A 24,138-nucleotide genomic window follows, 5' to 3' on the forward strand; every position below is an offset into this window, starting at 1 on the left:
ATGCTTGGGAACGACCCTGGCATGTGACGGCAGGCCTCAGCCTGCCAATTCCGTCTGGTCCTGAAGCCGGGCCAGCGATTCCTCGCGGCCTAGCGCCGTCATCATGTCGAACACGCTGGGGGTCGCGGTGCGCCCGGCCAGAGCGGCGCGCAGGGGCCCCGCAAGCTTGCCCAACCCGACGCCGTTCTCCTCGGCGACCTGCTTGGCCGCCTGCTCCAGCTCGTCTCGCGTCCAGCTAGCATGCTGCACCGCGGCAGTCAATGATTTCAGCATACCACGGGATACCGTGTCCAGATTTTTCGCCGCCTTCGCGTCCACATCGACGGGTCTTTCGACCAGCGCAAATCGCGCCTGATCCAGCAGTTGCGGCAAGGTCCGGGCCTTTTCCTTCAACGCCGGCAGCGCCGGCACAAGCCGCTGTTTCTGCGTCGCGGAAAGAGGCTGGGCATCCGTTTCGGACAGGTACAGTTCCAGCGCGGCCAGCAATGCGGCGTCGTCCATCATGCCGATATGATGCCCGCTGACATGTTCCAGCTTCTTGAAATCCAGACGGGCAGGCGCGCGCCCAATTCCTGACAGATCGAACCACTCGCGGGCCTGGGCATCGTCGAACAATTCGTCGTCGCCATGGCTCCAGCCAAGCCGTGCCAGATAGTTGCGCATCGCGGCGGCGGGATATCCCAGCGCCGCGAATTCGTGCAGCCCGACCGCTCCGTGCCGCTTGGACAGTTTCTTGCCGTCTTCGCCGTGGATCAGCGGGATATGGGCAAAGACCGGGCGCGGCCAGCCCATCGCGTCATAGATCTGGATCTGCCGGGCTGTGTTGGTCAGGTGGTCGTCGCCACGGATCACATGGGTCACGCCCATATCGTGGTCGTCCACCACCACCGCCAGCATGTAGGTCGGCGTGCCGTCGCTGCGCAGCAGGACCATATCGTCCAGCTGATCATTGGCGACCCGGACCTGACCCTGCACCGCATCCTCGATCGCCGTCTCGCCGCTACGGGGTGCCTTCAGCCGGATCGCATAGGGCGTGTCCGGCAGGTACGTCGCGTCACGCCACGGGCTTTTGAACGGCTCGCGCGGATGCGCCTCGCGCCAAGCCGCGATTTCCTCGGTGGTGGAAAAGCACTTGTATGCCGCGCCCGCCGCCAGCATCTCGCGGGCCACCTCGGCGTGGCGATCCTTGCGCGCGAACTGGCTGAGCGGCTCGTCATCCCAGTCCAGCCCCAGCCATTCCAGTCCCTTCAGGATCGCCGCCGTCGCCTCGGCGGTCGAGCGCGCGCGATCTGTATCCTCGATCCGCAGCAAGAACTTCCCGCCCCGGCCACGCGCGTAAAGCCAGTTGAACAGCGCGGTCCGCGCCCCGCCGATATGCAGATATCCGGTGGGTGACGGGGCAAAGCGGGTGACGATCTGGGCTTGGTCGTTCATTCGGGCCTTCCTGGTCGCGAATTCCGGGTCGGGCAGAACCGCGTTAACGCTTTGGTAAGCAGGTCGTGCCATGGTCGTGACGTAGAGATAGAGAAGCCCCGCAGAAAGGACAAGAATGACCGCCCCGGCCGGCAGCAGGTCAGGCCTGCCCGCAGGCACCACGGCGACGGCCGCGATAACGCCGCTGCCGGGATTTGCTCCGTCCCGTCAGCGTGCGGCACAGCCAGCGACCGTCCGCCCTGCCCGCCCGGCCGCAGCAGGCCGGGCGGGACAGTTCGCGTGGGTCCCCGTCTGTCTGGCGGTCGGCATCGCGATCTGGTTCGCGCTGCCGTTGCGGCCCTCACGGTTCCAGTGGCTGGCCCTTGCTGCCGTCGCATCCCTATCGCTTGTGCTGGCGCGCGCCGCGCTTCCGCTTGCCGAGGCCGGGCGTATCGGCTGGCGGGCGGCCGATGGGGCAAGACTGATCGGTCTGGCGCTGGCGCTGATTGCTGCCGGGATCGGGCTTGCCGGGTTGCGATCAGCTCAGGTCGCGGCACCGGTTCTGGAATGGCGCTACTATGGACCGGTCGAGGGGCGGCTGGTCCAGATCGACCGTTCGGCCCGCGACCGGATCCGGCTGACGCTGGACCGGGTGGTGCTGCGCGACCTGGCGCCCGACCGCACGCCGGGCCGGGTCCGCCTGTCGCTGATGGATGCGGCGGAAGATGCGCTGCCCGATCTGGGACAGCGGGTGATGCTGACCGGCCATCTGGGACCGCCGCCGGGACCGGCCGCGCCCGGCAGTTTCGATTTTCGCCAGCACGCGTGGTTCGAAGGACTTGGTGCCGTCGGCTACAGCCGCACCCCGGTCATGGCAGTCGGACCGCCGCAGGGCGGCATCTGGGGAATGCATCGCGCGCGCATGGCGATCAGCGCCGCGATCCAAACCCGCATCGGCGGACAAAGCGGGGCGGTGGCCGCCGCGCTGATGACCGGCGACCGATCTGGGATCGAGGAAGCCACCAACGAGACGATGCGCGCGTCGAACCTGTATCACATCATTTCGATCTCGGGCCTGCACATGAGCATGCTGGCGGGTTTTGTCTATGCCGCATTGCGGTTGGCCCTTGTACTGGCGCAGGGGCTGGGCGCCCCGCTGCCGCAGGCGGTGCACAAACTGGCCGCGTTCGGTGCGCTGGCCGCGGCTGCGGGCTATCTGTGGCTGTCGGGCGGCGGCGTCGCGACCGAGCGTGCCTTCGTCATGGTGGCGGTGATGCTGTGCGCGATCCTTGCCGACCGCCGAGCGATATCGCTCAGGACAGTGGCGCTGGCGGCGACCATCATCCTGATCTACAGCCCCGAGGCTTTGACATCGCCCGGTTTCCAGATGAGCTTTGCCGCCACGGTCGCGCTGATCCTGACCTATGGTCCGTGGTCGCGGATCTCTCCGCATCTGCCGTTCTGGCTGCGGCCGGTCATGATGCTGCTGATCTCGTCTTTCGTAGCGGCGATGGCGACGTCGCCGATTGCGGCAGCCCATTTCAACCGGATGGCCCAATACGGGCTTCTGGCCAATCTTCTGGCCGTTCCGGTGATGGGCACGCTTGTCATGCCGGCGGGGGTGATCGGAGCGGTACTTGCCCCCGTCGGACTGGCCGGGCCGGCATTGTGGGTTATGGGCGTCGGCACGGACTGGATGCTGCGCGTGGCCGAATTCGTCGCGGGACTAGACGGTGCAGTCAGCGCGATCACCCTGCCGCCTGCGCCTGTCCTGCCGCTGATGGGTTTCGGCGCCGTGCTGGCGGTGCTGTGCTGGCGACCGGGCAGCGGGCGTCACCGTCTTCCCCCATGACGGCGGGATTCGCCGCCGGTCTGGCAATGCTGGGCGCGGCACTGGCATTGTGGCTGTCCGCATCCCGACCAAGCATCCTGATCGCGCCCGAAGGCGAGGCCGTCGGCCTGATGACCGCGCAAGGGCGCGCGATATCGAAACCCGCCGGTGGCGCCTTCGTGGTCAGTTCGTGGCTGCTTGAGGATGGCGATACGGCAACACAGGCCGCCGCCGCCGCCAGACCGGCGTGGTCGGGCGACGCACGCGACCGCCGGGCCGATCTGCCGCATGGCTGGCAGATCCTGCATTTCACCGGCAAGGGGTCGGGCGCGCGTGCCGCCGCGGCATGCCAGCCACGTCATATCGTCGTCGTCAACGAGGCTCTGCCATCGACTGCCACCCCCGCGCCATGCCTGGTCTTCGACCTGCGCCAACTGCGCAAAACGGGCGCCGTCGCCATCGACATGACGCCCGAAGGACCCGGCATCACCACCGCGGCAGAACGTCACCGCAACCCGCGTTGACATCAGCACGGCGCCGCGGCGCGTTCGCGCCGCGATGCTTGCCCCGATGCGGTCAGGCGACCTCGGCAAAAACCTTGTTCAGCGCCTGTTCCAGCTTGTCGAACATCTCGTCCATCTGGTCCTCGGTCAGCACGAAAGGCGGGCACAGCACGATCGACTGCCCCAGCGGGCGACAGATCAGGCCCAGATCGGTGCAGGTATTGGCGATGCGTTCGCTGACCGACAGATCCCCGTCAAAGGGGGTCTTGGTCGCCTTGTCCTTGACCGCCTCAAGCGCCCACATGAAGCCGATGCCGCGCAGTTCGCCGATATGGTCGCTGCGATCCATGATCGCCCGCAACCCCGCCTCCATGCGCGGGGCAAGCCGCTGCACGTTGTCGGCGAGGCCCTCGTTCATCACCACGTCGATGGCCTTCAGCGCGATCGCGCAACCGACCGGATGGCCCGAGGCGGTGAAGCCATGCGGAAATTCCTCGATCTTCTCGATGGCGGCCTGCAGGCGTTCGGAAAGATCCGGCCCCAGGATCACCGCGCCCATCGGGAACAGGCCAGCGGTCAGGTTCTTTGAACTGATGATCGCATCCGGCGTGAAGTCATAGGTCTGGCACCCCCAGGTATTGCCGGTCCGGCCGAAGCCGCAGATCACCTCGTCCGAGATCATCGGGATGTCGTGCTTCTTCAGAATCGGCAGGATCGCCTGGAAATAGCCGCTGGACGGCGGAATGACCCCACCCGCACCCATGACCGGCTCGGCGAAGAAGCCCGCGATGGTGTCCGCACCCTCGCGTTCGATGGTTTCTTCCAGTTCGCGTGCCATGCGGGCGGTGAATTCGTCTTCGGTTTCGCCCTCTTCGCCATTGCGCCAGTAATGCGGACAGGTCAGGTGGATGAACCCGTCCAGCGGCAGGCCGAACACCTCGTTATAGGGTTTTCCGGTCATGCTGGCCGACACCACCGTCACACCGTGATAGGCGTTCACGCGGGTCAGGATCTTGCGCTTTTGCGGATTTCCCTCGCTGGCGTGCAGGAACCACAGCATCTTGACCATGGTGTCGTTCGCCTCGGACCCCGAGTTGGTATAGAAAACCTTGCCATTCGGGAACGGAGAGACCTCGACCAGCTTTTCCGACAGCATGACGGTCTGATCCGACATCCGCCCGAAGAACGCGTGATAGCCGGGGAACTTGTCGTACTGGGCCTTTGCGGCCTCGGCCAGACCCTTGTGATCGAAACCAGCGACCATGTTCCACAGCCCGGAATTGGCATCCAGATACCGCCTGCCGTTCACATCGACCACATAGGGCCCCTCGCCATGGGTCAGCACGACGGCGCCGCGTTTGTGCACGCTTGGCAGGTCGGTAAAGCCATACAGCGAATATTCGTCGGCGCGGGCTTCCCAGCTTTGCGGTTTGTTCATCGTCATGCCTCCGTGGACGGATCTGAAGGCAAGCTAGCCGCGCCGCGAGAGGCGTTCAATGGGCGGCATTCCCGCGCGCGCAAATTGCCAGCGTCCTGGCCGGTTTCACGCCGGATCGCCCGTCGGACCAGACGAATTGCCGATTGCACGCTGCGTTCAGCCCCGACTACGCTGGGGCGCAAGAGGTGAGATATGCGTAACGTCATCGCTGCGGTGCTGCTTGCCGCCCTGCCCGCAACCACGGGGGCGCAGCAGGTCGGCATCCTGCCAGTCAAACTGCTGGACACGTCCAGAGAGGCCCGCGATCAGCAGCAGGATCATCAGCGACGCATGGACATCCTGGCCGAGACGCTGCTGAGCGAGATCGACGACGCATCGCTGATCGGTGCCGATGTCGTTGCGACCTGTTCGCCCGAAACGACCGAATGCCTGTTGGGCCTGGCCCGCGACAGCGGCGATGATCAGGCGCTGTTCATCGTCGCGCAGAAGACCAGCACACTGATCCTGCAATTGTTCGCCAATCTGGTCGACACCGAAAGCGGTGACCTGATCCTTAGCCGCAACCTGAATTTCCGCGGCGACAACGACGATGCCTGGCGCCGCGCGGGCCGGTTTCTTGCCCGTCAGATGCGCGAGGCGGGCGAATGACCCCCTGACATTGCAGCGGCGCCGCCGATCCGGCATCGTCTTTGCAATACCCGTGTTTTGCTGTATCAGCGCGCGAACCCCAAGGACAGCGCCGATGACCGACGAAACCAGCACCACGGCTGTGAAAAAACTTTTCATCAAGACCTATGGCTGTCAGATGAACGTCTATGACAGCCAGCGCATGGCCGAGGCCATGGGCGCCGAAGGCTATGTCCTGACCGAGGATCAGGCCCAGGCGGACATGGTGCTGCTGAACACCTGCCATATCCGCGAGAAGGCGGCCGAAAAGCTGTATTCCGATCTGGGCCGCCTGAAGACGCTGAAGGCGGACAGGCCGGACATGAAGATCGGCGTCGCTGGCTGTGTGGCGCAGGCCGAGGGCGAAGAGATCATCCGCCGGATGCCGCTGGTGGATCTTGTCGTGGGCCCGCAGACCTACCACCGCCTGCCCGCGATGGTTCGGGGCGAGGCTCCGCGAATCGTCACCGACTTCCCGGAAGAGGACAAGTTCGACCACCTGCCCGCGCCGCGCGCGACGCGCCGCGCACCGGCGGCGTTTCTGACCGTGCAGGAAGGCTGCGACAAGTTCTGCGCGTTCTGCGTGGTGCCCTATACCCGCGGGGCCGAGGTCAGCCGCCCGGTCGAGCGCATCCTGCGCGAAGCCCGCGATCTGGTGTCGCGCGGCGTGCGCGAGATCACGCTTCTGGGCCAGAACGTCAACGGCTGGCATGGCGCGGGTGAAGACGGGCGCGAATGGGGATTCGGCCGCCTGATCCGTGCCCTTGGGGACGTCGACGGGCTGGACCGCATCCGCTATACGACCAGCCATCCCAACGACATGGCCGACGACCTGATCGAGGCGCATCGCGACGTGCCGCAGCTGATGCCCTATCTGCATCTGCCGGTCCAGTCGGGCAGCGACCGGATCCTGAAGGCGATGAACCGCAAGCACACGGCGGACCAGTATCTGCGGTTGATCGACCGCATTCGCGCCGCACGCCCCGACATCATGCTGACCAGCGATTTCATCGTGGGCTTTCCGGGCGAGACCGATCAGGACCATGCCGATACGTTGCGTCTGATCGAACAAGTCGGCTTCGGCAGCGCCTTCAGCTTCAAGTATTCACCTCGGCCCGGCACCCCCGCCTATGAGCGCCCCGAGGTCGATGCCGCGATCGCCGATGCGCGGCTGCAGGAACTGCAGGCCCTGCTGTCACGGCAACAGAAGGATGCGCAGGCGGCCATGGTCGGGCGGACGCTTGGCGTGCTGTTCGAGAAAACGGGCCGGATCGCGGGGCAGATGGTCGGAAAATCGGACTATCTGCATTCGGTCTTCGTCAAGGCGCCGGACGCAAGGATCGGCGATCTGGCGCAGGTGCGGATCGTGGAAAGCGCCCCGAACTCGTTGCGCGGCGAACTGGTGGCCTGACCGCCTCGCCGCGGCTGAAGGATATTCCGCCGGCCCCCAGGAACGCGCGAACAATCGGGGACCGGCGTCTTTCGCACGGGCGCTGCCTTGCGAAAGGTCGTGGCCGGAAAGCGGAACCTTTGGCCCGCCCAGGCGATTTGTTGTGCGGTCGTCCCCAGGAACGCGCGAACAGGACGGGGACGACCGCTTTCACGCCAAGTGGCAGCGTGAACCGGATTGGCCGGGCGGCTTATTCGCCGCCGCCCAGACCGTGAACATATGCCGCGACCGCACGGATATCGGCCTCGGACAGGCGCGACGACCATGCCGGCATGACGCCGTAGGGGCCTTCCTGAACCATCCGGCGGATCGTCTGCGGGTCGCTGCCATACAGCCAGACAGCATCGGCCAGGTTCGGTGCACCTTGCGTGCGGTCGCCGGTGCCGTCCTCCATGTGGCAGGCCGCGCAGTTGTCCTGGAACACCACCTCGCCCGCAGCTGCCGCCATCTGGTCGTGCGGCAGATCGGACAAGGACAGGACATAGTCGACCACCTGGTCGATCTGCGTGCCCTCCAGCAATTCATCGCGGCCAAAGGCCGGCATCTCGGAATAGCGAGTGTCCGGATCCTGCGGATCGCGAACTCCGTGCTGCAGGGTCAGGTGGATATCCTCCAGCGTGCCACCCCACAGCCATGCGTTGTCCAGCAGGTTGGGGTATCCGCGCGCGCCGCCGGCCCCGGATCCGTGACACTGCGCGCACCATGTCCTGAACACCGCGCCACCGGCATTCGTGGCATAGTTCATCAGCTCGGCATCGCCCGGGATCTGGTCCAGCTCGACCGAGGCCAGACGCGTCTGCACGGCTGCGTTGGCCTGATCGAAATGCTGGATCTCGGCCGCGACCTGTTGGCGGGTGTTGGTCCCCAACAGGCCCTGCGTCGCCTGATTGACCAGCGGTATCGCCGGATAGGCGATGACATAGCCGATCGACCAGATGATCGTCGCGTAGAACGTCCACAGCCACCATCGCGGCATCGGGTTGTCGTATTCGGTGATGCCGTCCCATTCATGCCCGGTCGAGGGTACCTCGGCCTGCACAGCGACACCGTGGCGACCCTTGCGCCGGTGGCGTGGCGCCTCGGGCGCGTCGGCGGCGCGGCGCGGCGGGATGTCGCCGGTCATCTTGGCTGCATGTTCGGCATCGGCGGCCGCGCGTTCAAGCGCGATCCGATCGTCGCTGTCCGGCGTCTTGTCCTTGTCGTCGGCCATCACCGGCCCTCCTTGTCGTCAGCCTCGGCGGGGCGGGTCTCGTGGCGAAAGATGCTTTCGGCGGCGTCTTTCTGGGCCCTGCGGGCGCCGGGGCGGAACACGAACAGAACCACCCCCACGAAGAACAGCGTCAGCAGCAGCAGCACCCAGCTGTCGGCCAGTTGACGCAGGAAAGAATAGGTTTCCATCTGTGTCTCCTCAGCGCGGCGCATCGGGGTTGAAGGTCGAGAAATCGACCATCGTGCCCAGAACCTGAAGATAGGCCACCAGCGCATCCATCTCGGTCACCTGCGGCTGACGGTCGAAATTGCGCTGCTGCGCGCCGGGATAGCGGTCCTGCATCCCTGATGCGTCTGCATTGGGGTCGGCCTGCGCCCGGAAATCCTCGACCGCGGCGGCGATCATGTCATCGCTGTAGGGCACGCCGACCATGGCGTCGGTTTCCAGCCTCTGCGCGACATGCTGCGCGCCGATGATGCGATCCGACAGAAAGCCGTATTTCGGCATGATCGATTCAGGCACCACCGATTGCGGGTCGGTCAGGTGGTCGACATGCCATTCATCCGAATAGCGCCCGCCGACGCGCGCCAGGTCGGGGCCGGTGCGTTTCGAGCCCCACTGGAACGGATGGTCATACATCGATTCGGCCGCAAGGCTGTAATGACCATAGCGTTCCACCTCGTCCCGCATCGGCCGGATCATCTGGCTGTGACAGACATAGCAGCCTTCGCGCACATAGATGTCACGCCCGGTCAGTTCCAGCGGGGTATAGGGACGGACGCCTTCGACCTTCTCGATCGTGTTCTCAAGATAGAACAGAGGCGTGATCTGCACGATGCCGCCGATCGTGACCACCAGGAACGAGAATACCAGCAGCAGCGAGGCGTTCTTTTCCAGGATCTTGTGCTTTTCCAGAATTGCCATCGTTCGACCCCCTTATTCGGCCGGCACGGCGATTGCCGTGTGATACGCCTTGGGTTGTCTCGCGACGGTCGCCCAAAGATTGTAAGCCATGATCAATCCTCCGGCGAGGTACATCGCCCCACCCAGCGCGCGGACCACATACATCGGGAACTTGGCGGCCACGGTGTCGGCGAAGGCGTTCACAAGGAAGCCCTGGCTGTCGACCTCGCGCCACATCAGCCCTTCCATGATCCCGGTCACCCACATCGAGGCGGCGTAGAGAACGATCCCGATCGTCGCGAGCCAGAAATGCCAGCTGACCAGCGACAGGCTGTAAAGCCGTTCGCGCCCCCACAGCCGCGGCACCAGATAGTAAAGCGCACCAAAGGTGATCATGCCGTTCCAGCCAAGTGCGCCGGAATGAACATGGCCGATGGTCCAGTCGGTATAATGCGACAGGCTGTTGACGGCCTTGATCGACATCATCGGGCCTTCAAACGTGGACATGCCGTAGAAACCGACGGCCACCACCATCATGCGGATGATCGGATCGGTGCGCAGCTTGTCCCAGGCCCCCGACAAGGTCATCAGGCCGTTGATCATGCCGCCCCAGGACGGCATCCACAGCATGATCGAAAACACCATCCCCAGCGTCGAGGCCCATTCCGGCAGCGCCGTGTAATGCAGGTGGTGCGGCCCGGCCCAGATATACAGGAAGATCAGCGCCCAGAAGTGGATGATCGACAGCTTGTAGCTATAGACCGGACGCTCGGCCTGCTTGGGGATGAAGTAATACATCATTCCCAGAAACCCGGCGGTCAGGAAGAAGCCGACGGCGTTGTGGCCATACCACCACTGCACCATCGCGTCCTGAACGCCCGAGAACACCTGCACGGACTTCGAACCGAAGATGCTGACCGGGATCGACAGGTTGTTGACCACGTGCAGCATCGCGATGGTCACGATGAAGGCCAGGTAGAACCAGTTCGCCACATAGATATGCGGCTCTTTCCGCTTGACGATCGTGCCCAGGAAGACGGCCAGATAGACCAGCCAGACGGCGGTCAGCCACCAGTCCACATACCATTCCGGTTCCGCATATTCCTTGGATTGCGTGGCGCCCAGAACATAGCCCGTCGCCGCCAGAACGATCACCAGTTGATAGCCCCAGAACACGAACCAGGCGGCGTTTCCGCCCCACAGCCGCGCCGCCGAAGTGCGCTGCACCACATAGAAAGAGGTCGCGATCAGGGCATTGCCGCCGAATGCGAAGATGACCGCGCTGGTGTGCAGCGGGCGCAGCTTGCCGAAATTGGTATACCCCTGCGTCAGGTCGCTGAGGTTGAGGGCGGGAAACGCAAGCTGGAACGCGATCACCACGCCGACCAGAAATCCGATCACCGCCCAGAAGGTCGTGGCGATCACACCGGCCCGCACCACGTCGTCCATGTATTCATCTGCGTTAGGCGGCACGTTCGGTTCATCGATACGGCGAAGCGTCCAGACGAACATCCCTGCGGCGACCAGCATGACGGTCAGCGCGTTGACCATGTAGGCCGGGTCGCGCGCCAGATTTGCGCCGATCGCAGCCGCAAGCGCGACCAGCCCAAGCAAGATCAGTTTGACATAATTCCACATGGTTTCCCGTGTCCCGTTCGATGAAGGCCGCACCACGATTGCGACGAGTCGCGGCACTGGCGCCTGCGCTTCATCGTCAGGCAATACGAAGACTACGGTCGCGAAACCTTGATCTGCGTCAAACTCGTCACTTGATTCGGATCAAGGCGTCGTTCGCCCCGACGCGCCAGCGTGTCCACAACCGAGGTGCAAGGAGGCTGAGATGGCTTACAAGACGATCCTGACCGTGCTGACCGAGAAACGGCAGACACCGCAACTGGACGCGGCGGCCGCATTGGCCGTGCGCGAGGACGCTCATCTGGATATCCTGTGTCTGGGAATCGATCACAGCCAGGCCGGATATTATTTCCCCGGCGGCACCCCCTACGCGTTTCAGGAGGCGATAGATTCCGCGATGGAGCAGGCCGAATCGCTGGAACAGGCCGTGCGCAGGCATCTGGTGTCCGCCGCCGATCTGCGCTGGTCGGTCGATTCGGCCGTCGCGCAGATCGGTGGTATCGCGAACCTGGTCGGGATGCGGGCGCGATTCTCGGACCTGACCGTGCTGGGGCGTCCCTATGGTGGCGATGCGCCGGGCGATGCCGAGGCGGTGACCGAAGCAGCCCTGTTCGAAGGCGGCTGCCCCGTGCTGATACTACCCGATACCGGACTATCCGACCAACCTCCGCGCCGCATCCTGGTGGCATGGAATCAGTCGGTCGAGGCGCTGGCCGCGGTGCGGCGCGCCCTGCCATTGTTGAAACAGGCCGAAACAGTCGAAATCACCGTCGTCGATCCGCGCCGCGGCGGACCGGAACGGTCCGATCCGGGCGGCGCGCTGACCCAGATGCTGACGCGACACGGCGTGCGGGCCGAAATTGCGGTGCTGGCCCGAACCGCGCCCGCCATCAGTGACGAGCTGATCCGACGGGCCACGGAAATCGACGCCGAGATGATCGTGATGGGCGCCTATGGCCACTCGCGCTTCCGCGAGGCGATTCTGGGCGGCGCGACCCGCAACATGCTGGAAAAGAACAACGTTCCGGTATTCATGGCGCGGTGAACCGCAAACGCCGCAGGATCAGTCCGATGGGTGCAAATCGTGGTCCTCATCAGGACGGTCGCAATTCCGCGGCGCCGCCATCCGGGGCAAAAAGAAACACGATCAACGCATGAAAAAGGGCGGCAAGAATGCCGCCCTTTTCCGAATTCCGGTCATTCAAACGAACGCTGTGTCCCGGAAAATCCGGAACGTCGTTCGATCGATCAGACGAACTGCAGGTTCGACGCCGATTCGCGACCGTCACGGCCGGTTTCGATGTCGAAGGTCACGGCCTGGCCGTCCTGCGGGTGGGGCAGACCCGAGCGCTCGACTGCCGAGATGTGCAGGAACACGTCGCGCTTGCCGTTTTCCGGCTGGATGAAGCCGAAGCCTTTAGTTGCGTTGAACCATTTCACGGTGCCGTTGGCCATCGTGATGTCTCCTTAGAAAATGCCGCCCGCGGAACTGCGGCGGCCCGGCTGGTCAGATCAAACTCGAAGACTGAAGCCGATTAGGGAGACAGATCGAAGCAGAGATAACGTAGCCACGCCTATATAGGGCGTTCCGGGCGCGTTCGCAACTGGCCAACGCAAATAAAGGCCCGATCATGGCTGGCCGGGCCATAAGCGCGAGCGGCAGCACGGCCCCCGGTGTCCGATCCCGATGGTTCAGGCGATCCAGCCGCCGTCCGAATCGTCGCCCGATTCCCCGACCAGGCGCGCGAAATCCGGCAACAGGACGCCACGCTTGCCCTGCAATTCGATCACGCCTTCGCGTTTCAAGGCACTGATCTGCCGGCTGACCGTTTCCAGGGTCAGACCAAGATAATCCGCCATCGCCTCGCGGGTCAGCGGCAATTCGATCTTCATCCGCCCGCCGGGCTTGCTTTCCTGCAGCGACGCTTCGCGGCGCGCGACGATCGCAATGAACGACGCGATCTTTTCCCGCGCGGTCTTCCGGCCAAGCAGCAGCATCCATTCACGCGCCGCGTCCAGTTCGTCCAGCGTCATCTCAAGCAGGCGTTGCGACAGATGCGGCATCGCCGTCATCATGTCGTCAAACGGCTTGCGCCGGAAACAGCACAGCACGACCCGGCTGATCGCCACGGCATCATAGGCGGCGCGATCCCGTCCCGGTCGACCCAGGAAATCGCTTGGCAGCAGCAGGCCGACCATCTGTGTTCGGCCGTCTTCCAGCGTCTGGGTCAGCGTTGCGACGCCGCTGACGACGGATGCGACGAAATCCATCCGGTCGCCCCCCCAGACGATCGGCTGACCGGGTTCGAAACTGCGATAGAACTTGATCTCTTCCAGCCGCGACAATTCGTCGGCTTCGCATCGCGCGCAGACGGCACGGTAACGGATCGGGCACTCGACGCAATTGGTCGAGGCCGTCACATCCGCGGGAACCTTGATTCGGTTGATCTGGGTCAATGCTTGCGCGCTCATTCTGGTGGAATGATACGTTCATGAGCACCCTTTCGCAACTGAGACAACTGGGACTGTTTGACGCGCGCGCGCCGCGTTACACCAGCTATCCCCCCGCCACGCAGTTTTCGACTGCGGTGGACCCGGCGCGTGTCACCGGCTGGATCGACGCGGTTCCGGCGGGTGCCCAGATCTCGTTGTACATTCATGTGCCGTTCTGCCGCAGGCTGTGCTGGTTCTGCGCCTGCCGCACGCAAGGCACGCAGAGCCTTGATCCGGTTCATGCCTATGTCGCGACGCTGCTGGCCGAACTGGCCCAGCTTCGCGACAGGATGCCCGCCGGTGTCAGGCTGTCGCGGCTGCACTGGGGTGGCGGCACGCCCACATTGCTGCCTGCGAAACTGATACGGCAGCTTGCCGCGGCGATCTTCGACAGCTTCCCGATGGCCAAGGGCGGCGAGTTCTCGGTCGAGATCGACCCGGCCGAGATCGACGCGCCCCGAATGGCCGCGCTGGCCAAGGCAGGCATGAACCGCGCCTCGATCGGCATTCAGGATTTCGATCCGCTGATCCAGAAGACCATCGGACGCGATCAAAGCTTTCAGGTGACGGCCAGTGCGGTGCGATTGATCCGCAGCCACGGGATCACCAGCCTGAATGCCGACATCCTTTACGGCCTGCCCCATCAGGATCCCGTGCGCATCTCGGACACCGTGCAGAAGGTCATGGCGCTGGGGCCCGACCGGATCGCGCTTTATGGCTATGCTCATGTGCCGTGGATGTCGAAACGTCAGGTGATGATCCCTGACCATGCCCTGCCCGACAACGAGGCGCGGCTTGCCCTGTTCGATACGGCGCGCCGGTTGCTTCACGCCGACGGCTTCATGAGCATCGGGATAGATCATTTCGCCCGTCCCACGGACGGACTGGCGCGGGCGCGCGACCAACGGCGCCTGCGCCGAAACTTTCAGGGCTATACCGATGATCGCGCCGATGTGCTGATCGGATTGGGCGCATCCTCGATTTCGCGCTATCCGCAGGGTTATGCGCAGAATATCCCGGGCACCGGGGCCTATACGGCGGCAGTGCAGGCCGGTCGGCTGCCCGTGGCGCGCGGGCATGTCTTCTCACCCGAGGATCGTTGGCGCGGACGCATGATCGAGGCGCTGATGTGCGATTTCCGCGTCGATACCGCGGAAATGATGCGCGATCACTCGCTGTCTGCAGCGACGCTGCAAGACATCTTCATGCCCATCGCATCCCGTTTCGGCGGCATGGTCCGACTGGACGACGCGGGCTTTGCGATCCTGCCCGAAGGCCGTCCCCTGACGCGCCTGATCGCGCAGGCGCTGGACGGCTATGCCGCCACCGCCGGCAACCATTCCCCCGCCGTCTAGGACGCCTCGTCCCGCGCCGTCACCGCATCGTCGGCACAAGCATCGGGCTTCTCGATCTCGATCGTGGCGTGACCGATATCGAAATCGCGTCGCAGCACGTCCTTGGCGCGCAGCGTGATCGCCGCGAAATCGCCTGCCCCCACCACCAGATGAACCGAGGCGGCGCTGCGGCGTTCGTCGATCTGCCACAGATGCAGGTGATGGGCGTCATGGACGCCCGGCAGGTCGCGCAGCGCCGCGATCACGCGCGAAGGATCGCTGCCCGGCGGCGCGGCCAGCATCAGCATCCGGAACACCGGCCCGATCTCAAGCGCGATATGCCACAGGATCACCACAGAAATGGCCAGTGTCAGGATCGGGTCTGCCAGATTCCAGCCGAAGGCCCAGATCAGCGCGCCGCCCAGGATCACCGCGACCGAAACGCCCGCATCAGCCAGGTTGTGCAGGAATGCCGCGCGGATATTCACGCTATCCTTCGACAGCCGGAAGACCAGCGCGGCGGTCGCCAGATCGACGATCAGCGCAAATCCGGCCAGCGCCATGACCAGCCCGCCCGCCACCTGCGGCGGATCGGCCAGCCGACCGAACGCCTCGATCGCCAGCCAGACCGACACGGCGATCAGCGCCAGATAGTTGACGAAGGCCGCCACGATCTCGGCCCGGCCCCAGCCGAAGCTGAAATCGGGCGTCGCGGCACGACGCGCCAGACGGCGGGCCCCGAAGGCCAGCACCAGCGCCAGCGCATCCGACAGGTTGTGAACGCCGTCCGCGATCAATGCGGTCGAATCGGCGATCAGCCCACCGAAGATCTGGGCCGCCGTCAGCGCCAGATTGACAGCGACCGCCCAGCCGATCGCGCCGTCACCGCCCAATGCGTGGTGATGGTGGTGCCCGTGTGCGGGGCTGTGTGCGTGGCCGTGCGAATGTCCCATCAATGCGCCTCGGCCCAGTTTGCCCCGCTGCCCGCATCGACATCCAGGGGAACCGACAGTTGCACGGCCGGTGCGGCGGCGTTTTCCATCACTCTGCGTGCGACCGCGATCAGGTCATCCACGGCGGCGTCTTCGACCTCGAAGACCAGTTCGTCATGGACCTGCAGCAGCATTCGTGCCGGCAGGTCGCGGATCGCCTCGGGCATGCGGATCATCGCGCGGCGGATGATATCTGCCGCAGCGCCCTGGATCGGCGCGTTGATTGCCGCACGGCGCGCCCCGCCGGCAGCCGGACCGGACTGGTTGATGCCGGGCGTATTGATTCGGCGCCCGAACAGCGTCGTGACGAAACCGGCCTCTTTCGCGTTTGCCACGGTCTTGTCCATATAGTCCCGGATTTCCGGAAAGCGTTCGAAATAGGTGTTGATGAAGTCCTGCGCCTCGGCACGCGGGATGCGCAGATTGCGCGACAGGCCATAACCCGAAATCCCGTAGATCACCCCGAAATTGATCGCCTTGGCCTGACGGCGGATCATCGGGTCCATCCCCTCGACCGGAACGCCGAACATCTGGCTGGCGGTCATCGCGTGAATGTCGATGCCGTCCTTGAAAGCCTGTTTCAGCGCCGGAATTTCCGCGACATGCGCCAGGATCCGCAATTCGATCTGGCTATAGTCCAGGCTGACCAGCCGATGTCCCTGCGCGGCCACGAACGCCTCGCGGATGCGGCGGCCTTCCTCACTGCGCACCGGGATGTTCTGCAGGTTCGGATCGGTCGAGGCCAGCCGACCGGTCTGCGCCCCGGCGATGGAATAGCTTGTATGGACCCTCCCCGTATCGGGGTGCACATAGGTCGGCAACGCGTCGGTATAGGTGGATTTCAGCTTGGCTGTCTGACGCCAGTCCAGAACGCGTGCCGGTAGGTCATGTTCGACGGCCAGATCCTCCAGCACATCGGCGCTGGTCGAATAGGCACCGGTCTTGCCCTGCTTGCCGCCTTCCAGCCCCATCTTGTCGAACAGGATCTCGCCCAGTTGCTTGGGGCTGCCGACATTGAATTTCTCGCCCGCAAGCTGGTGGATTTCGTCCTCAAGCTGCGCCATTTTCTGGGCAAAGGCGTTCGACATCCGTTTCAGATGTTCGCCATCGACGCGGATGCCGGCCATTTCCATGTCGGCCAGCACGGGCACCATCGGGCGTTCCAGCGTCTCATAGACGGTCGTCACCTTCTCGGACGGCAGCATCGGGGCAAAATGCTGCCACAGGCGCAACGTGACCTCGGCATCCTCGGCGGCATAGGGCGTGGCCTTGTCGATCGCGACCTGCGCGAAACCGATCTGCGACTTGCCGCTGCCGATCAGGTCCTTGATGGGAATGCACCTGTGGCCCAGGTAACGCTCGGCCAGCTCGTCCATGCCGTGATTATGCGTGCCCGCGTTCAGCGCATAGGACATCAGCATGGTGTCGGCGATCGGTGCCATGCGGATGCCGTGCCGGGCCAGGATCTTCCAGTCATACTTGACGTTCTGGCCGATCTTCAGGATGGCCGCGTCCTCCAGCACCGGCCTCAGCGCCTCCAGCACCTCACCCATCGGCAGCTGCCCGTCGACCGGCGCGGCCGCGCCGAACAGGTCGTCACTGCCCGCGACGTGGCCAACCGGGATATAGCAGGCGTGACCCGCATGGACTGACAAAGAAATGCCCACCAGATCGGCCTGCATCTCGTCCAGCCCGGTGGTTTCGGTGTCGATGGCGACATGGCCCGCCTCGCGGATCTGCGCGATCCAGCGGTCCAGCGCGTCGCGGTCGCGCACGCAGTCATAGCCCGTCGAATCGATGGCGGGTCGTTCGGGGGCGGCGGGGGCCTCGGATGGTGGGGACGATATCACGACCGGCGCTTCCGCGCCCAGCTTCTCGGCCACCCGCGCGGTCAGGGTCCGGAATTCCATCTCGGTCAGGAAACCCAGCAGCGCATCCGCGTCCGGATCACGCACCTCAAGGCTTTGCAGGGTGAAATCCAGCGGCGTGTCGCAATCCAGTTGCACCAGCCGCTTCGAGATCCGGATCTGCTCGGCGTGGTCGATCAGGGTCTGCCGACGTTTGGGCTGCTTGATCTCCTCGGCCCGCGCCAGCAGCGTCTCGAGATCGCCGAAATCGTTGATCAGCTGCGAGGCGGTCTTGATGCCGATGCCCGGCGCACCGGGCACATTGTCGACCGAATCGCCGGCCAGTGCCTGCACATCCACCACCCGGTCCGGTCCGACACCGAATTTCTCGCGCACCTCGTCGGGACCGATCAGCTTGGCCTTGATCGGGTCCAGCATGTCGACGCCGTCGCCGACCAGCTGCATCAGATCCTTGTCGCTGCTGATGATCGTCACCGCACCTCCGGCATCGCGCGCCTGACAGGCCAGCGTCGCGATGATATCGTCGGCCTCATAGCCCTCGACCTCGATGCACGAGATGTTGAAGGCGCGCGTCGCCTCTCGCGTCAGCGGGAATTGAGGCCGCAGATCCTCGGGCGGTTCGGGCCGATTGGCCTTGTAGAGGTCATAGATCTCATTTCGAAAGGTCTTGGCCGAATGATCGAAGATCACCGCCGCATGGGTGGGCGCGTCGCTGCCGCGTTCGTCAGTGACGTATTTCCACAGCATGTTGCAGAACCCGGCGACCGCGCCGACCGGCAGACCGTCGGATTTGCGCGTCAGGGGCGGCAAGGCGTGATAGGCGCGGAAGATGAAGGCCGAGCCGTCGATCAGATGCAGATGGCAGCCCTTGCCGAATTCGGGCGCGTCCTGGGTCATGGGGATCGGTCCTTTCGCGGTGTCGCGGACCGTTCTGGCAGAAAGCCGTGGCCGGCGCAAAGGGGCGCGGCGGCCTGATACGGGTTCCGGGCGGCGCCAGCCGCCCAGCCTTGGCGATCCCCCTCGATGGGGGTCGACAAGGCTTCGCCGTCGCGGGACGCAACCGGCGTGACGGTGCCCTCAGTGGTCGTCGCCGGCGTGGTCGCGATCAATGACGAAGCGCTTGTCGCAATATCCACAATCGACAAACCCGGTATCGGGCGAAATCGCCAGCCAGACCCGCGGATGGCCCAGCCCCGCGGCATCGTCCCCGTCGCAGGATACGCGCCACTTCGTCACCACCACCTCTTCCGGCGCGGGCAATTTCAGCTCGGCAAGCTCCTGTCCGGTCGACAGCGGGTTCTCGGGTAGCACATATTCGGTCATGGCTGGCCTTCTTGTGGCGGCTTGCATCATCTGGTCTAACCCCATTACCGCAGCGCACCCTGCCTTCGCAAGCTCCGCCAGGACCGATCCATGACCAACGCCATCGACATTTCCGGACTGCGCAAGACCTATCGCGCACAGGGCAACGCCCCCGCCAAGGAGGCCTTGAAGGGCATTGACCTGTCCATTCCGTCCGGCAGCATCTTCGGCCTGCTGGGGCCGAATGGCGCGGGCAAGTCGACGCTCATCAACATCCTTGCCGGTCTGGTCAACAAGACGGCGGGAAAGGTGACGATCTGGGGCTTCGATCAGGACGTCAACCCACGGCAATCACGTGCCGCCATCGGGGTGATGCCGCAGGAACTGAACATGGACCCGTTCTTCACGCCCCGCGCCAGCCTGGAAGTGCAGGCCGGGCTTTACGGGGTGCCGAAATCCGAACGCTGGACCGACGAACTGCTGGAACTGGTCGGCCTGACCGATCAGGCCAATGCCTATGCAAGGAACCTGTCTGGCGGCATGCGCAGGCGGCTGCTGTTGGCCAAGGCGCTGGTCCACCGTCCGCAGATCCTTGTGCTGGACGAACCGACGGCCGGCGTGGACATCACCCTGCGCGAAATGCTGTGGAACAATGTCCGCAGGCTGAATCAGGCGGGGATGACGATCATCCTGACCACGCATTACCTCGAAGAGGCCGAACAGATGTGCGACGAGATCGCCATCATCAACCACGGTGAACTGATCGTCCGTCAGGGCACGCGCGAATTGCTGGGCCGCGCGGACGGCAAGACGCTGATCATCGATTCGGGCGGGCGGGCCCGTATCCCCGACCTGCCCGCAGGCGCGCGCGCCGAATGGCGCGATGACGGGCGGCTGGCGATCAGCTATCCGCCGTCACGGATCCGGGCCGATCAATTGCTGGACGCGCTGCGCGGCGCAGGCGTTCCGATCATCGACGTCGCCAGCGAACAGCCCGATCTGGAAGATGTCTTCGTCGAGATGACGCGCGACTGAGACCTAGTCCCGCAACGCGATCATCGGCCCCATCGACCTGCCACCCATGATATGCAGGTGGAAATGCGGAACCTCTTGCACGCCATGCGTGCCCGCATTGGTGATCGCGCGAAACCCGGAATTGCCGTCATCCAATGACACGCCTTCCTTGGCGCAGACCTCGGCGCACAGCCGCATGAACCCGGCGATTTCGGCGTCAGGGGCATTGGCGGAAAAATCGTCAAAGCTGACATAGCGGCCCTTGGGAATCACCAGCACATGAACCGGCGTCTTGGGGGCGATATCGCGGAACGCCAGCGCATGATCGTTCTCGGCAACCGTGTCGTTGGGGATCTCACCACGCAAGATCCTGGCGAAGATATTGCTGTCGTCATAGTTGTATGCCATGGCCTCTGTCCTCGTCAGTCAGCGAAAAGATGTGGTGTCGCGGCCAGATCCTGCGCGATTTCGGACGATACATCCAGAAAGCGCTGAAGGGACAGCGCATTGCGGTCCTGGGGCGCCTCGGGAGTGATCGCCTCGAAGCGCGCAAATCCCATATCGCGCAGAAGCTCGGCCTCATGGTCCAGATCGTCGCGCACCACGGGCAGAAGCCGGCGAACGACCTCGTCGGGCGTCGTGGCGCCGATCAAGCCCACACGCCGCATGTGGCCGCGCAGATAGTCATCGTCGAAGAACGTGTCGATGAACAGGATGCGAACCTCGGCACGGTCATTGGCGAAATCGCTGATCAGGCTCAGCGCCGAGGGATCGAGGCACAGCACCAGATGCCGCGATTCGAACTGTTCGAACAACAGCCTGACCAGCGCACGCCGATGGCGCTGGCGCTTGTCGACCGTCGACGCCACGCCCCCCATGTCGGGCAATCCCGCGTCGATTTCGTTGAAGATATAGTCCACCGCCGGGACCGCCGTCGTCTCGCGGATCCGCGCGGTCAGCCGTTTGGCGACGTGCCATTTCTTTGCAACGATCAGATGGACGACGCGGGCTCGTCCCAGACTGCTCTCGGCTTCCCAGAAACGCGGCGCAAAACGCCGTCCGATCCGTCCACGACCGGTCAGGAAGGCGAACAACCGCGGCCCTTCGGCCGAGATGGGAAACTCGACGCCCTTCGCCTGCCAGATCTCTCCCAGACGCGCGCGCAGGTGCAGCGCCTCGGCGCTGATCTTGCGTGCGAACAGGAAATTCTGACGCAGCAGAAGATCATAGTGGTCGTTGTAGAACGTGACGGGCATGCCGTAATCGGTGAACATCAGGAACGTCGGCGAACCTGACCGGATGCGGTCCTTTGGCACGACATGGGCGACCAGGGTCTGAAAGAAGGTCTCGTCCGGAATCCACGTCGTTTTGAAGAAACGGATCAGTTGCGGTCGCGATCTGATCAGGTCCAGCACCGCCTCGACCGTCTGGCGTCTGAGGCACCACCACTGCGACCCGATCATCATCTGCAGGCCTTCGGGCAGGCCGCGCCGCAGGCCAAGCCGCTTCTGCCAGTTCATACTGGCATAGAACAACGCCTTCTGTGACCGTTCGTTGAACCAGTGGCGATAGACCAGCCGTTCTTCCCTGATGCCGGTCTTGATCCAGTCGCTTTCGAAGAAATCGCAGGTCTCGATATAATCGCAATCCTCGGCGTCCAGAAACGCCCGGGCATATTCGGCGGATTTGATCGGCATGCAATCGCCGGACAGCATGTAGAAATGCGATGCCTGCGGAAACGCCTGCTCGGCGGCCCGCAGGGCTTCCAGCGTCGCAGCCACAAGCGACCATTCGCCCCAGCCGCATTTCAGTCGCCTCGCGGCATAGGCAACCCGTGGATTTCCATCCAGCGCGGCGCGTATCGCAGTGTCATCCTCGGCGGGCGCATTCCGGTCATAATGGATGGCAACGAAATCACCGGAAGCTGTCAGCCGCCTGGCCTGATCGATGACACCGCGCGGGTCCTTGTGGGCCAGAAGGATGAAGGCGATACGGGCCATATGGGACGGAACTTCCACCGACTTCGGACGATCGAAGGGAAAACATTGAAAATCCCCTCGGGTTTTGATTTCTGTCTCTAAACATTTTCAGCGCGCGGGCAAGCCGGGCGAGGCAAGTCGCGCCATGCTGCGGTGCCGACGGAACGGAGTAATGGTGATGGGCTTTCCCGGCGTATGGATGACCGAAAGCGAAAGCATGATCTATCGGGTGGTGCCGAAATGCGCCTGTTCGACCATCGGCCAGATCATGTTCTATTCGGATCACGGGCAGTTTTTCGACGGCGACATCCATGATGCCAGCGACGGTCTGCACAAATGGTCCCGAGAGGACAGCCAGCCCCTGATCAGCCATGCCGTGCGCGACCATTCCGCGCCGACCTTCACCTGCGTGCGCAACCCCTACGCGCGCATCCTGTCCTCGTTCTTCGACAAGATCGCCGGGATCCAGCGCAACGGCCGACGCTATCGCGGCAATCTGGTGCCGCAACTTGTCCAGCGATACGGGATCGATGTCGGCAGCCCCGAAAACGGGTTCGACTTCGATCAGGTCGCAAGCTTCCGACGCTTCCTGTTGTTCGCCCGCGACACGATCCGCTTTCGCCGCCCGATGGAGCCGGACATCCACTGGTCGGCCATGTCAGGGCATATTTCGACCTTCATCGTCAACGGCGGTCGCTACGATCGGATCTTCTACACCGAAACCTTCAATGACGGCATGCAGCAGGTTCTTGACGCATGTGAAACCCCGGTCAGCATCGATCTGGCGCAGGTGCCCCGTTTCAACGAATCCGAAGGTCATGGGCCGAAGCGCGCCCACAAGGTCAGCGATTATTTCGACGATCTGTCGCGGCATCTGATCTGGGAAATCTACAAGGACGATTTCCAAATGTTCCGCTATGACTTCGACGATCCGGACAACAAGTTCCCGATCGGAGAGATCGATCTGGACGAAGTCCACGCCAAGTTGGGGCGCTGAACCCGGCTGCAGCGGACCTCGGCGAAGGATAGCGCAAGAGCACCGTCCTCCGCCTATGACGAATGACCAAGCCCTACCGGCGATGCAGCCGCCGTGTGGCTCAGCAGATCACTCCAGATGGCTTTCCATGAACCAAAGATCCTTGTCGGCGGTTCGCGAGGCCGCAGTCAGGATGTCGGCTGTGTCGGCGTCGCCTGCCTCGTCGGTCTTGTCGATCCCCTCGCGCAGCTTGGCACCATAATCGCGCATGCGGTCGCAGATCGCGCGCAGATGATCCTCGGCCTTGGTCAGATCGGTCGGATAAGGCTCGATCGAGGATTTTTTTGCGACCTCATCGGCGGTTCCGACCGCGACGCCGTCCAGAATCTGGACACGCTCTGCCATCACATCGACATGCTCCTGGTTATTGGCATAGACGGAGTCGAACAGCTCGTGCACGGCGATGAAGTTCCTGCCCTTCACGTTCCAATGCGCCTGCTTGATCGCCATACCCAGCGCCAAGGCGTCGGCAAGCCGTGCGTTCAATTCCGAAATCGCCGCTTTGCGGGCGTTATCCTTCAGTCCTTGCAGATTGACAGCCATTTCAAACTCCTTCCGGTTTGATGCGACAACACGGAAGCGCCCGACCGGGTTCCGTCCATCGCCGCAACGCGGACATGCGAAAACGGCGCCTTCCCGCAAGGGAAGACGCCGTTTGAAATGCCGTCGTCCAGAAACGCGTCGTCTTAGACCGCGCCCTTGATGAACGTGACCGCATCGCCGACAGTCTGAATGGTTTCGGCGGCGTCGTCCGGGATCTCGATACCGAACTCTTCCTCGAAAGCCATGACCAGCTCGACGGTGTCGAGGCTGTCTGCGCCCAGATCGTCGATGAAGGAAGCGGTTTCGACAACCTTGTCCTCGTCGACGCCCAGATGCTCAACCACGATCTTCTTCACGCGATCAGCGATATCGCTCATGTCATATCCTCATTCTCGCGGGCATCCGCCCAAGATTTGCGCGGGCATTGGCCCGGTTCGGCACAGGGCGGTTCCCCTGCTGCTAAAGGCGGGCATATAGCACCCATGAACGCTCATGCAACCTGTTTTCAACGGATTCTCGCGCCGCGTT

Annotated in this window: 23 protein-coding genes; 8 read left to right on the forward strand and 15 right to left on the reverse strand. The window is 63.8% G+C overall.

What is annotated here, in order from left to right:
* Window positions 1-36: 36 nt before the first annotated feature.
* Window positions 37-1,434 (reverse strand): glutamate--tRNA ligase, encoded by a 1,398-nt coding sequence (gltX, locus tag J7359_RS00490; RefSeq protein WP_209054572.1) that lies wholly within the window; start codon window positions 1,432-1,434, stop codon window positions 37-39.
* A gap of 115 nt (window positions 1,435-1,549) precedes the next feature.
* Here gltX and J7359_RS00495 point away from each other — a divergent pair, with 115 nt between their 5' ends.
* Both J7359_RS00495 and J7359_RS19845 read left to right on the forward strand, forming a co-directional pair.
* Complete coding sequence (locus tag J7359_RS00495; protein ID WP_247740087.1) at window positions 1,550-3,265, forward strand: ComEC/Rec2 family competence protein; 1,716 nt, start codon at window positions 1,550-1,552, stop codon at window positions 3,263-3,265.
* Window positions 3,262-3,768 carry a hypothetical protein gene (locus J7359_RS19845; RefSeq protein WP_247740088.1) on the forward strand — a complete coding sequence of 169 codons (507 nt, stop codon included), beginning with the start codon at window positions 3,262-3,264 and terminating at the stop codon, window positions 3,766-3,768. The genes J7359_RS00495 and J7359_RS19845 overlap by 4 nt, the downstream gene beginning before the upstream one ends.
* 52 nt (window positions 3,769-3,820) lie before the next feature.
* Here J7359_RS19845 and J7359_RS00500 read toward each other — a convergent pair whose 3' ends face one another.
* Entirely contained in the window at window positions 3,821-5,191 is a 1,371-nt protein-coding gene (locus J7359_RS00500; protein WP_209054573.1) for an aminotransferase, read from the reverse strand.
* Window positions 5,192-5,377: 186 nt separating this feature from the next.
* On the opposite strand from J7359_RS00500, the gene J7359_RS00505 reads away from it, so the two are divergent.
* Together J7359_RS00505 and miaB are read left to right on the forward strand one after the other, a co-directional pair.
* Window positions 5,378-5,833 carry a DUF2380 domain-containing protein gene (locus J7359_RS00505; RefSeq protein ID WP_209054574.1) on the forward strand — a complete coding sequence of 152 codons (456 nt, stop codon included), beginning with the start codon at window positions 5,378-5,380 and terminating at the stop codon, window positions 5,831-5,833.
* Between the two features lie 94 nt (window positions 5,834-5,927).
* On the forward strand, window positions 5,928-7,262 hold the full coding sequence (gene miaB / locus J7359_RS00510) for a tRNA (N6-isopentenyl adenosine(37)-C2)-methylthiotransferase MiaB (protein WP_209054575.1): 1,335 nt from the start codon (window positions 5,928-5,930) through the stop codon (window positions 7,260-7,262).
* Between the two features lie 229 nt (window positions 7,263-7,491).
* Here miaB and ccoP read toward each other — a convergent pair whose 3' ends face one another.
* Genes ccoP through ccoN form a run of 4 tightly spaced genes read right to left on the reverse strand, consistent with a single transcriptional unit; the run spans window position 7,492 to window position 11,052 of the window.
* Window positions 7,492-8,511 (reverse strand): cytochrome-c oxidase, cbb3-type subunit III, encoded by a 1,020-nt coding sequence (ccoP, locus tag J7359_RS00515; RefSeq protein ID WP_209054576.1) that lies wholly within the window; start codon window positions 8,509-8,511, stop codon window positions 7,492-7,494.
* Window positions 8,511-8,699 carry a CcoQ/FixQ family Cbb3-type cytochrome c oxidase assembly chaperone gene (locus J7359_RS00520; RefSeq protein WP_209054577.1) on the reverse strand — a complete coding sequence of 63 codons (189 nt, stop codon included), beginning with the start codon at window positions 8,697-8,699 and terminating at the stop codon, window positions 8,511-8,513. Before J7359_RS00520 ends, ccoP begins: the two co-directional genes overlap by 1 nt.
* A gap of 10 nt (window positions 8,700-8,709) precedes the next feature.
* Window positions 8,710-9,435 carry a cytochrome-c oxidase, cbb3-type subunit II gene (gene ccoO / locus J7359_RS00525; RefSeq protein ID WP_209054578.1) on the reverse strand — a complete coding sequence of 242 codons (726 nt, stop codon included), beginning with the start codon at window positions 9,433-9,435 and terminating at the stop codon, window positions 8,710-8,712.
* A gap of 12 nt (window positions 9,436-9,447) precedes the next feature.
* Window positions 9,448-11,052 (reverse strand): cytochrome-c oxidase, cbb3-type subunit I, encoded by a 1,605-nt coding sequence (ccoN, locus tag J7359_RS00530; protein ID WP_209054579.1) that lies wholly within the window; start codon window positions 11,050-11,052, stop codon window positions 9,448-9,450.
* A gap of 202 nt (window positions 11,053-11,254) precedes the next feature.
* On the opposite strand from ccoN, the gene J7359_RS00535 reads away from it, so the two are divergent.
* Window positions 11,255-12,094 carry a universal stress protein gene (locus J7359_RS00535; RefSeq protein ID WP_209054580.1) on the forward strand — a complete coding sequence of 280 codons (840 nt, stop codon included), beginning with the start codon at window positions 11,255-11,257 and terminating at the stop codon, window positions 12,092-12,094.
* A gap of 203 nt (window positions 12,095-12,297) precedes the next feature.
* Here J7359_RS00535 and J7359_RS00540 read toward each other — a convergent pair whose 3' ends face one another.
* The gene (locus J7359_RS00540; RefSeq protein ID WP_209054581.1) at window positions 12,298-12,504 is read right to left on the reverse strand and encodes a cold-shock protein; all 207 of its coding nucleotides are present in this window, start codon (window positions 12,502-12,504) and stop codon (window positions 12,298-12,300) included.
* A 237-nt stretch (window positions 12,505-12,741) separates the two neighbouring features.
* Window positions 12,742-13,521 (reverse strand): transcriptional regulator FnrL, encoded by a 780-nt coding sequence (locus J7359_RS00545; protein WP_209054582.1) that lies wholly within the window; start codon window positions 13,519-13,521, stop codon window positions 12,742-12,744.
* 20 nt (window positions 13,522-13,541) lie between these two features.
* Between J7359_RS00545 and hemN the strand changes: the two genes are divergently transcribed.
* On the forward strand, window positions 13,542-14,897 hold the full coding sequence (gene hemN / locus J7359_RS00550; RefSeq protein WP_209054583.1) for an oxygen-independent coproporphyrinogen III oxidase: 1,356 nt from the start codon (window positions 13,542-13,544) through the stop codon (window positions 14,895-14,897).
* Here hemN and J7359_RS00555 read toward each other — a convergent pair.
* From J7359_RS00555 to J7359_RS00565, 3 genes are all read right to left on the reverse strand, one after another.
* On the reverse strand, window positions 14,894-15,829 hold the full coding sequence (locus tag J7359_RS00555) for a cation diffusion facilitator family transporter (RefSeq protein WP_209054584.1): 936 nt from the start codon (window positions 15,827-15,829) through the stop codon (window positions 14,894-14,896). The two genes, hemN and J7359_RS00555, sit on opposite strands and share 4 nt — an antisense overlap.
* Entirely contained in the window at window positions 15,829-18,633 is a 2,805-nt protein-coding gene (gene polA / locus J7359_RS00560; RefSeq protein ID WP_209054585.1) for a DNA polymerase I, read from the reverse strand. The genes J7359_RS00555 and polA overlap by 1 nt, the downstream gene beginning before the upstream one ends.
* Before the next feature lie 180 nt (window positions 18,634-18,813).
* Window positions 18,814-19,002, reverse strand: coding sequence for a zinc-finger domain-containing protein (locus J7359_RS00565; protein ID WP_209054965.1), 189 nt, complete (start codon window positions 19,000-19,002; stop codon window positions 18,814-18,816).
* Between the two features lie 147 nt (window positions 19,003-19,149).
* Here J7359_RS00565 and J7359_RS00570 point away from each other — a divergent pair, with 147 nt between their 5' ends.
* Window positions 19,150-20,073 (forward strand): ABC transporter ATP-binding protein, encoded by a 924-nt coding sequence (locus J7359_RS00570; protein ID WP_209054586.1) that lies wholly within the window; start codon window positions 19,150-19,152, stop codon window positions 20,071-20,073.
* 3 nt (window positions 20,074-20,076) lie between these two features.
* On the opposite strand, the gene J7359_RS00575 is transcribed toward J7359_RS00570, so the two are convergent.
* Window positions 20,077-20,460, reverse strand: a complete 384-nt coding sequence (locus J7359_RS00575; RefSeq protein WP_209054587.1) for an HIT domain-containing protein — start codon at window positions 20,458-20,460, stop codon at window positions 20,077-20,079.
* Between the two features lie 14 nt (window positions 20,461-20,474).
* The gene (locus J7359_RS00580; RefSeq protein WP_209054588.1) at window positions 20,475-22,052 is read right to left on the reverse strand and encodes a DUF5928 domain-containing protein; all 1,578 of its coding nucleotides are present in this window, start codon (window positions 22,050-22,052) and stop codon (window positions 20,475-20,477) included.
* 157 nt (window positions 22,053-22,209) lie between these two features.
* On the opposite strand from J7359_RS00580, the gene J7359_RS00585 reads away from it, so the two are divergent.
* Window positions 22,210-23,028, forward strand: coding sequence for a sulfotransferase family protein (locus tag J7359_RS00585; protein WP_209054589.1), 819 nt, complete (start codon window positions 22,210-22,212; stop codon window positions 23,026-23,028).
* Window positions 23,029-23,136: 108 nt separating this feature from the next.
* Here the strand turns inward: J7359_RS00585 and dps are convergent, their stop codons facing one another.
* On the reverse strand, window positions 23,137-23,610 hold the full coding sequence (gene dps / locus J7359_RS00590) for a DNA starvation/stationary phase protection protein Dps (RefSeq protein WP_209054590.1): 474 nt from the start codon (window positions 23,608-23,610) through the stop codon (window positions 23,137-23,139).
* Between the two features lie 143 nt (window positions 23,611-23,753).
* On the reverse strand, window positions 23,754-23,987 hold the full coding sequence (locus J7359_RS00595; RefSeq protein WP_136856302.1) for an acyl carrier protein: 234 nt from the start codon (window positions 23,985-23,987) through the stop codon (window positions 23,754-23,756).
* Window positions 23,988-24,138: the final 151 nt, after the last annotated feature.

The sequence above is a fragment of the Paracoccus sp. R12_2 genome, assembly GCF_017744015.1.
Classification (GTDB): Bacteria; Pseudomonadota; Alphaproteobacteria; order Rhodobacterales; family Rhodobacteraceae; genus Paracoccus.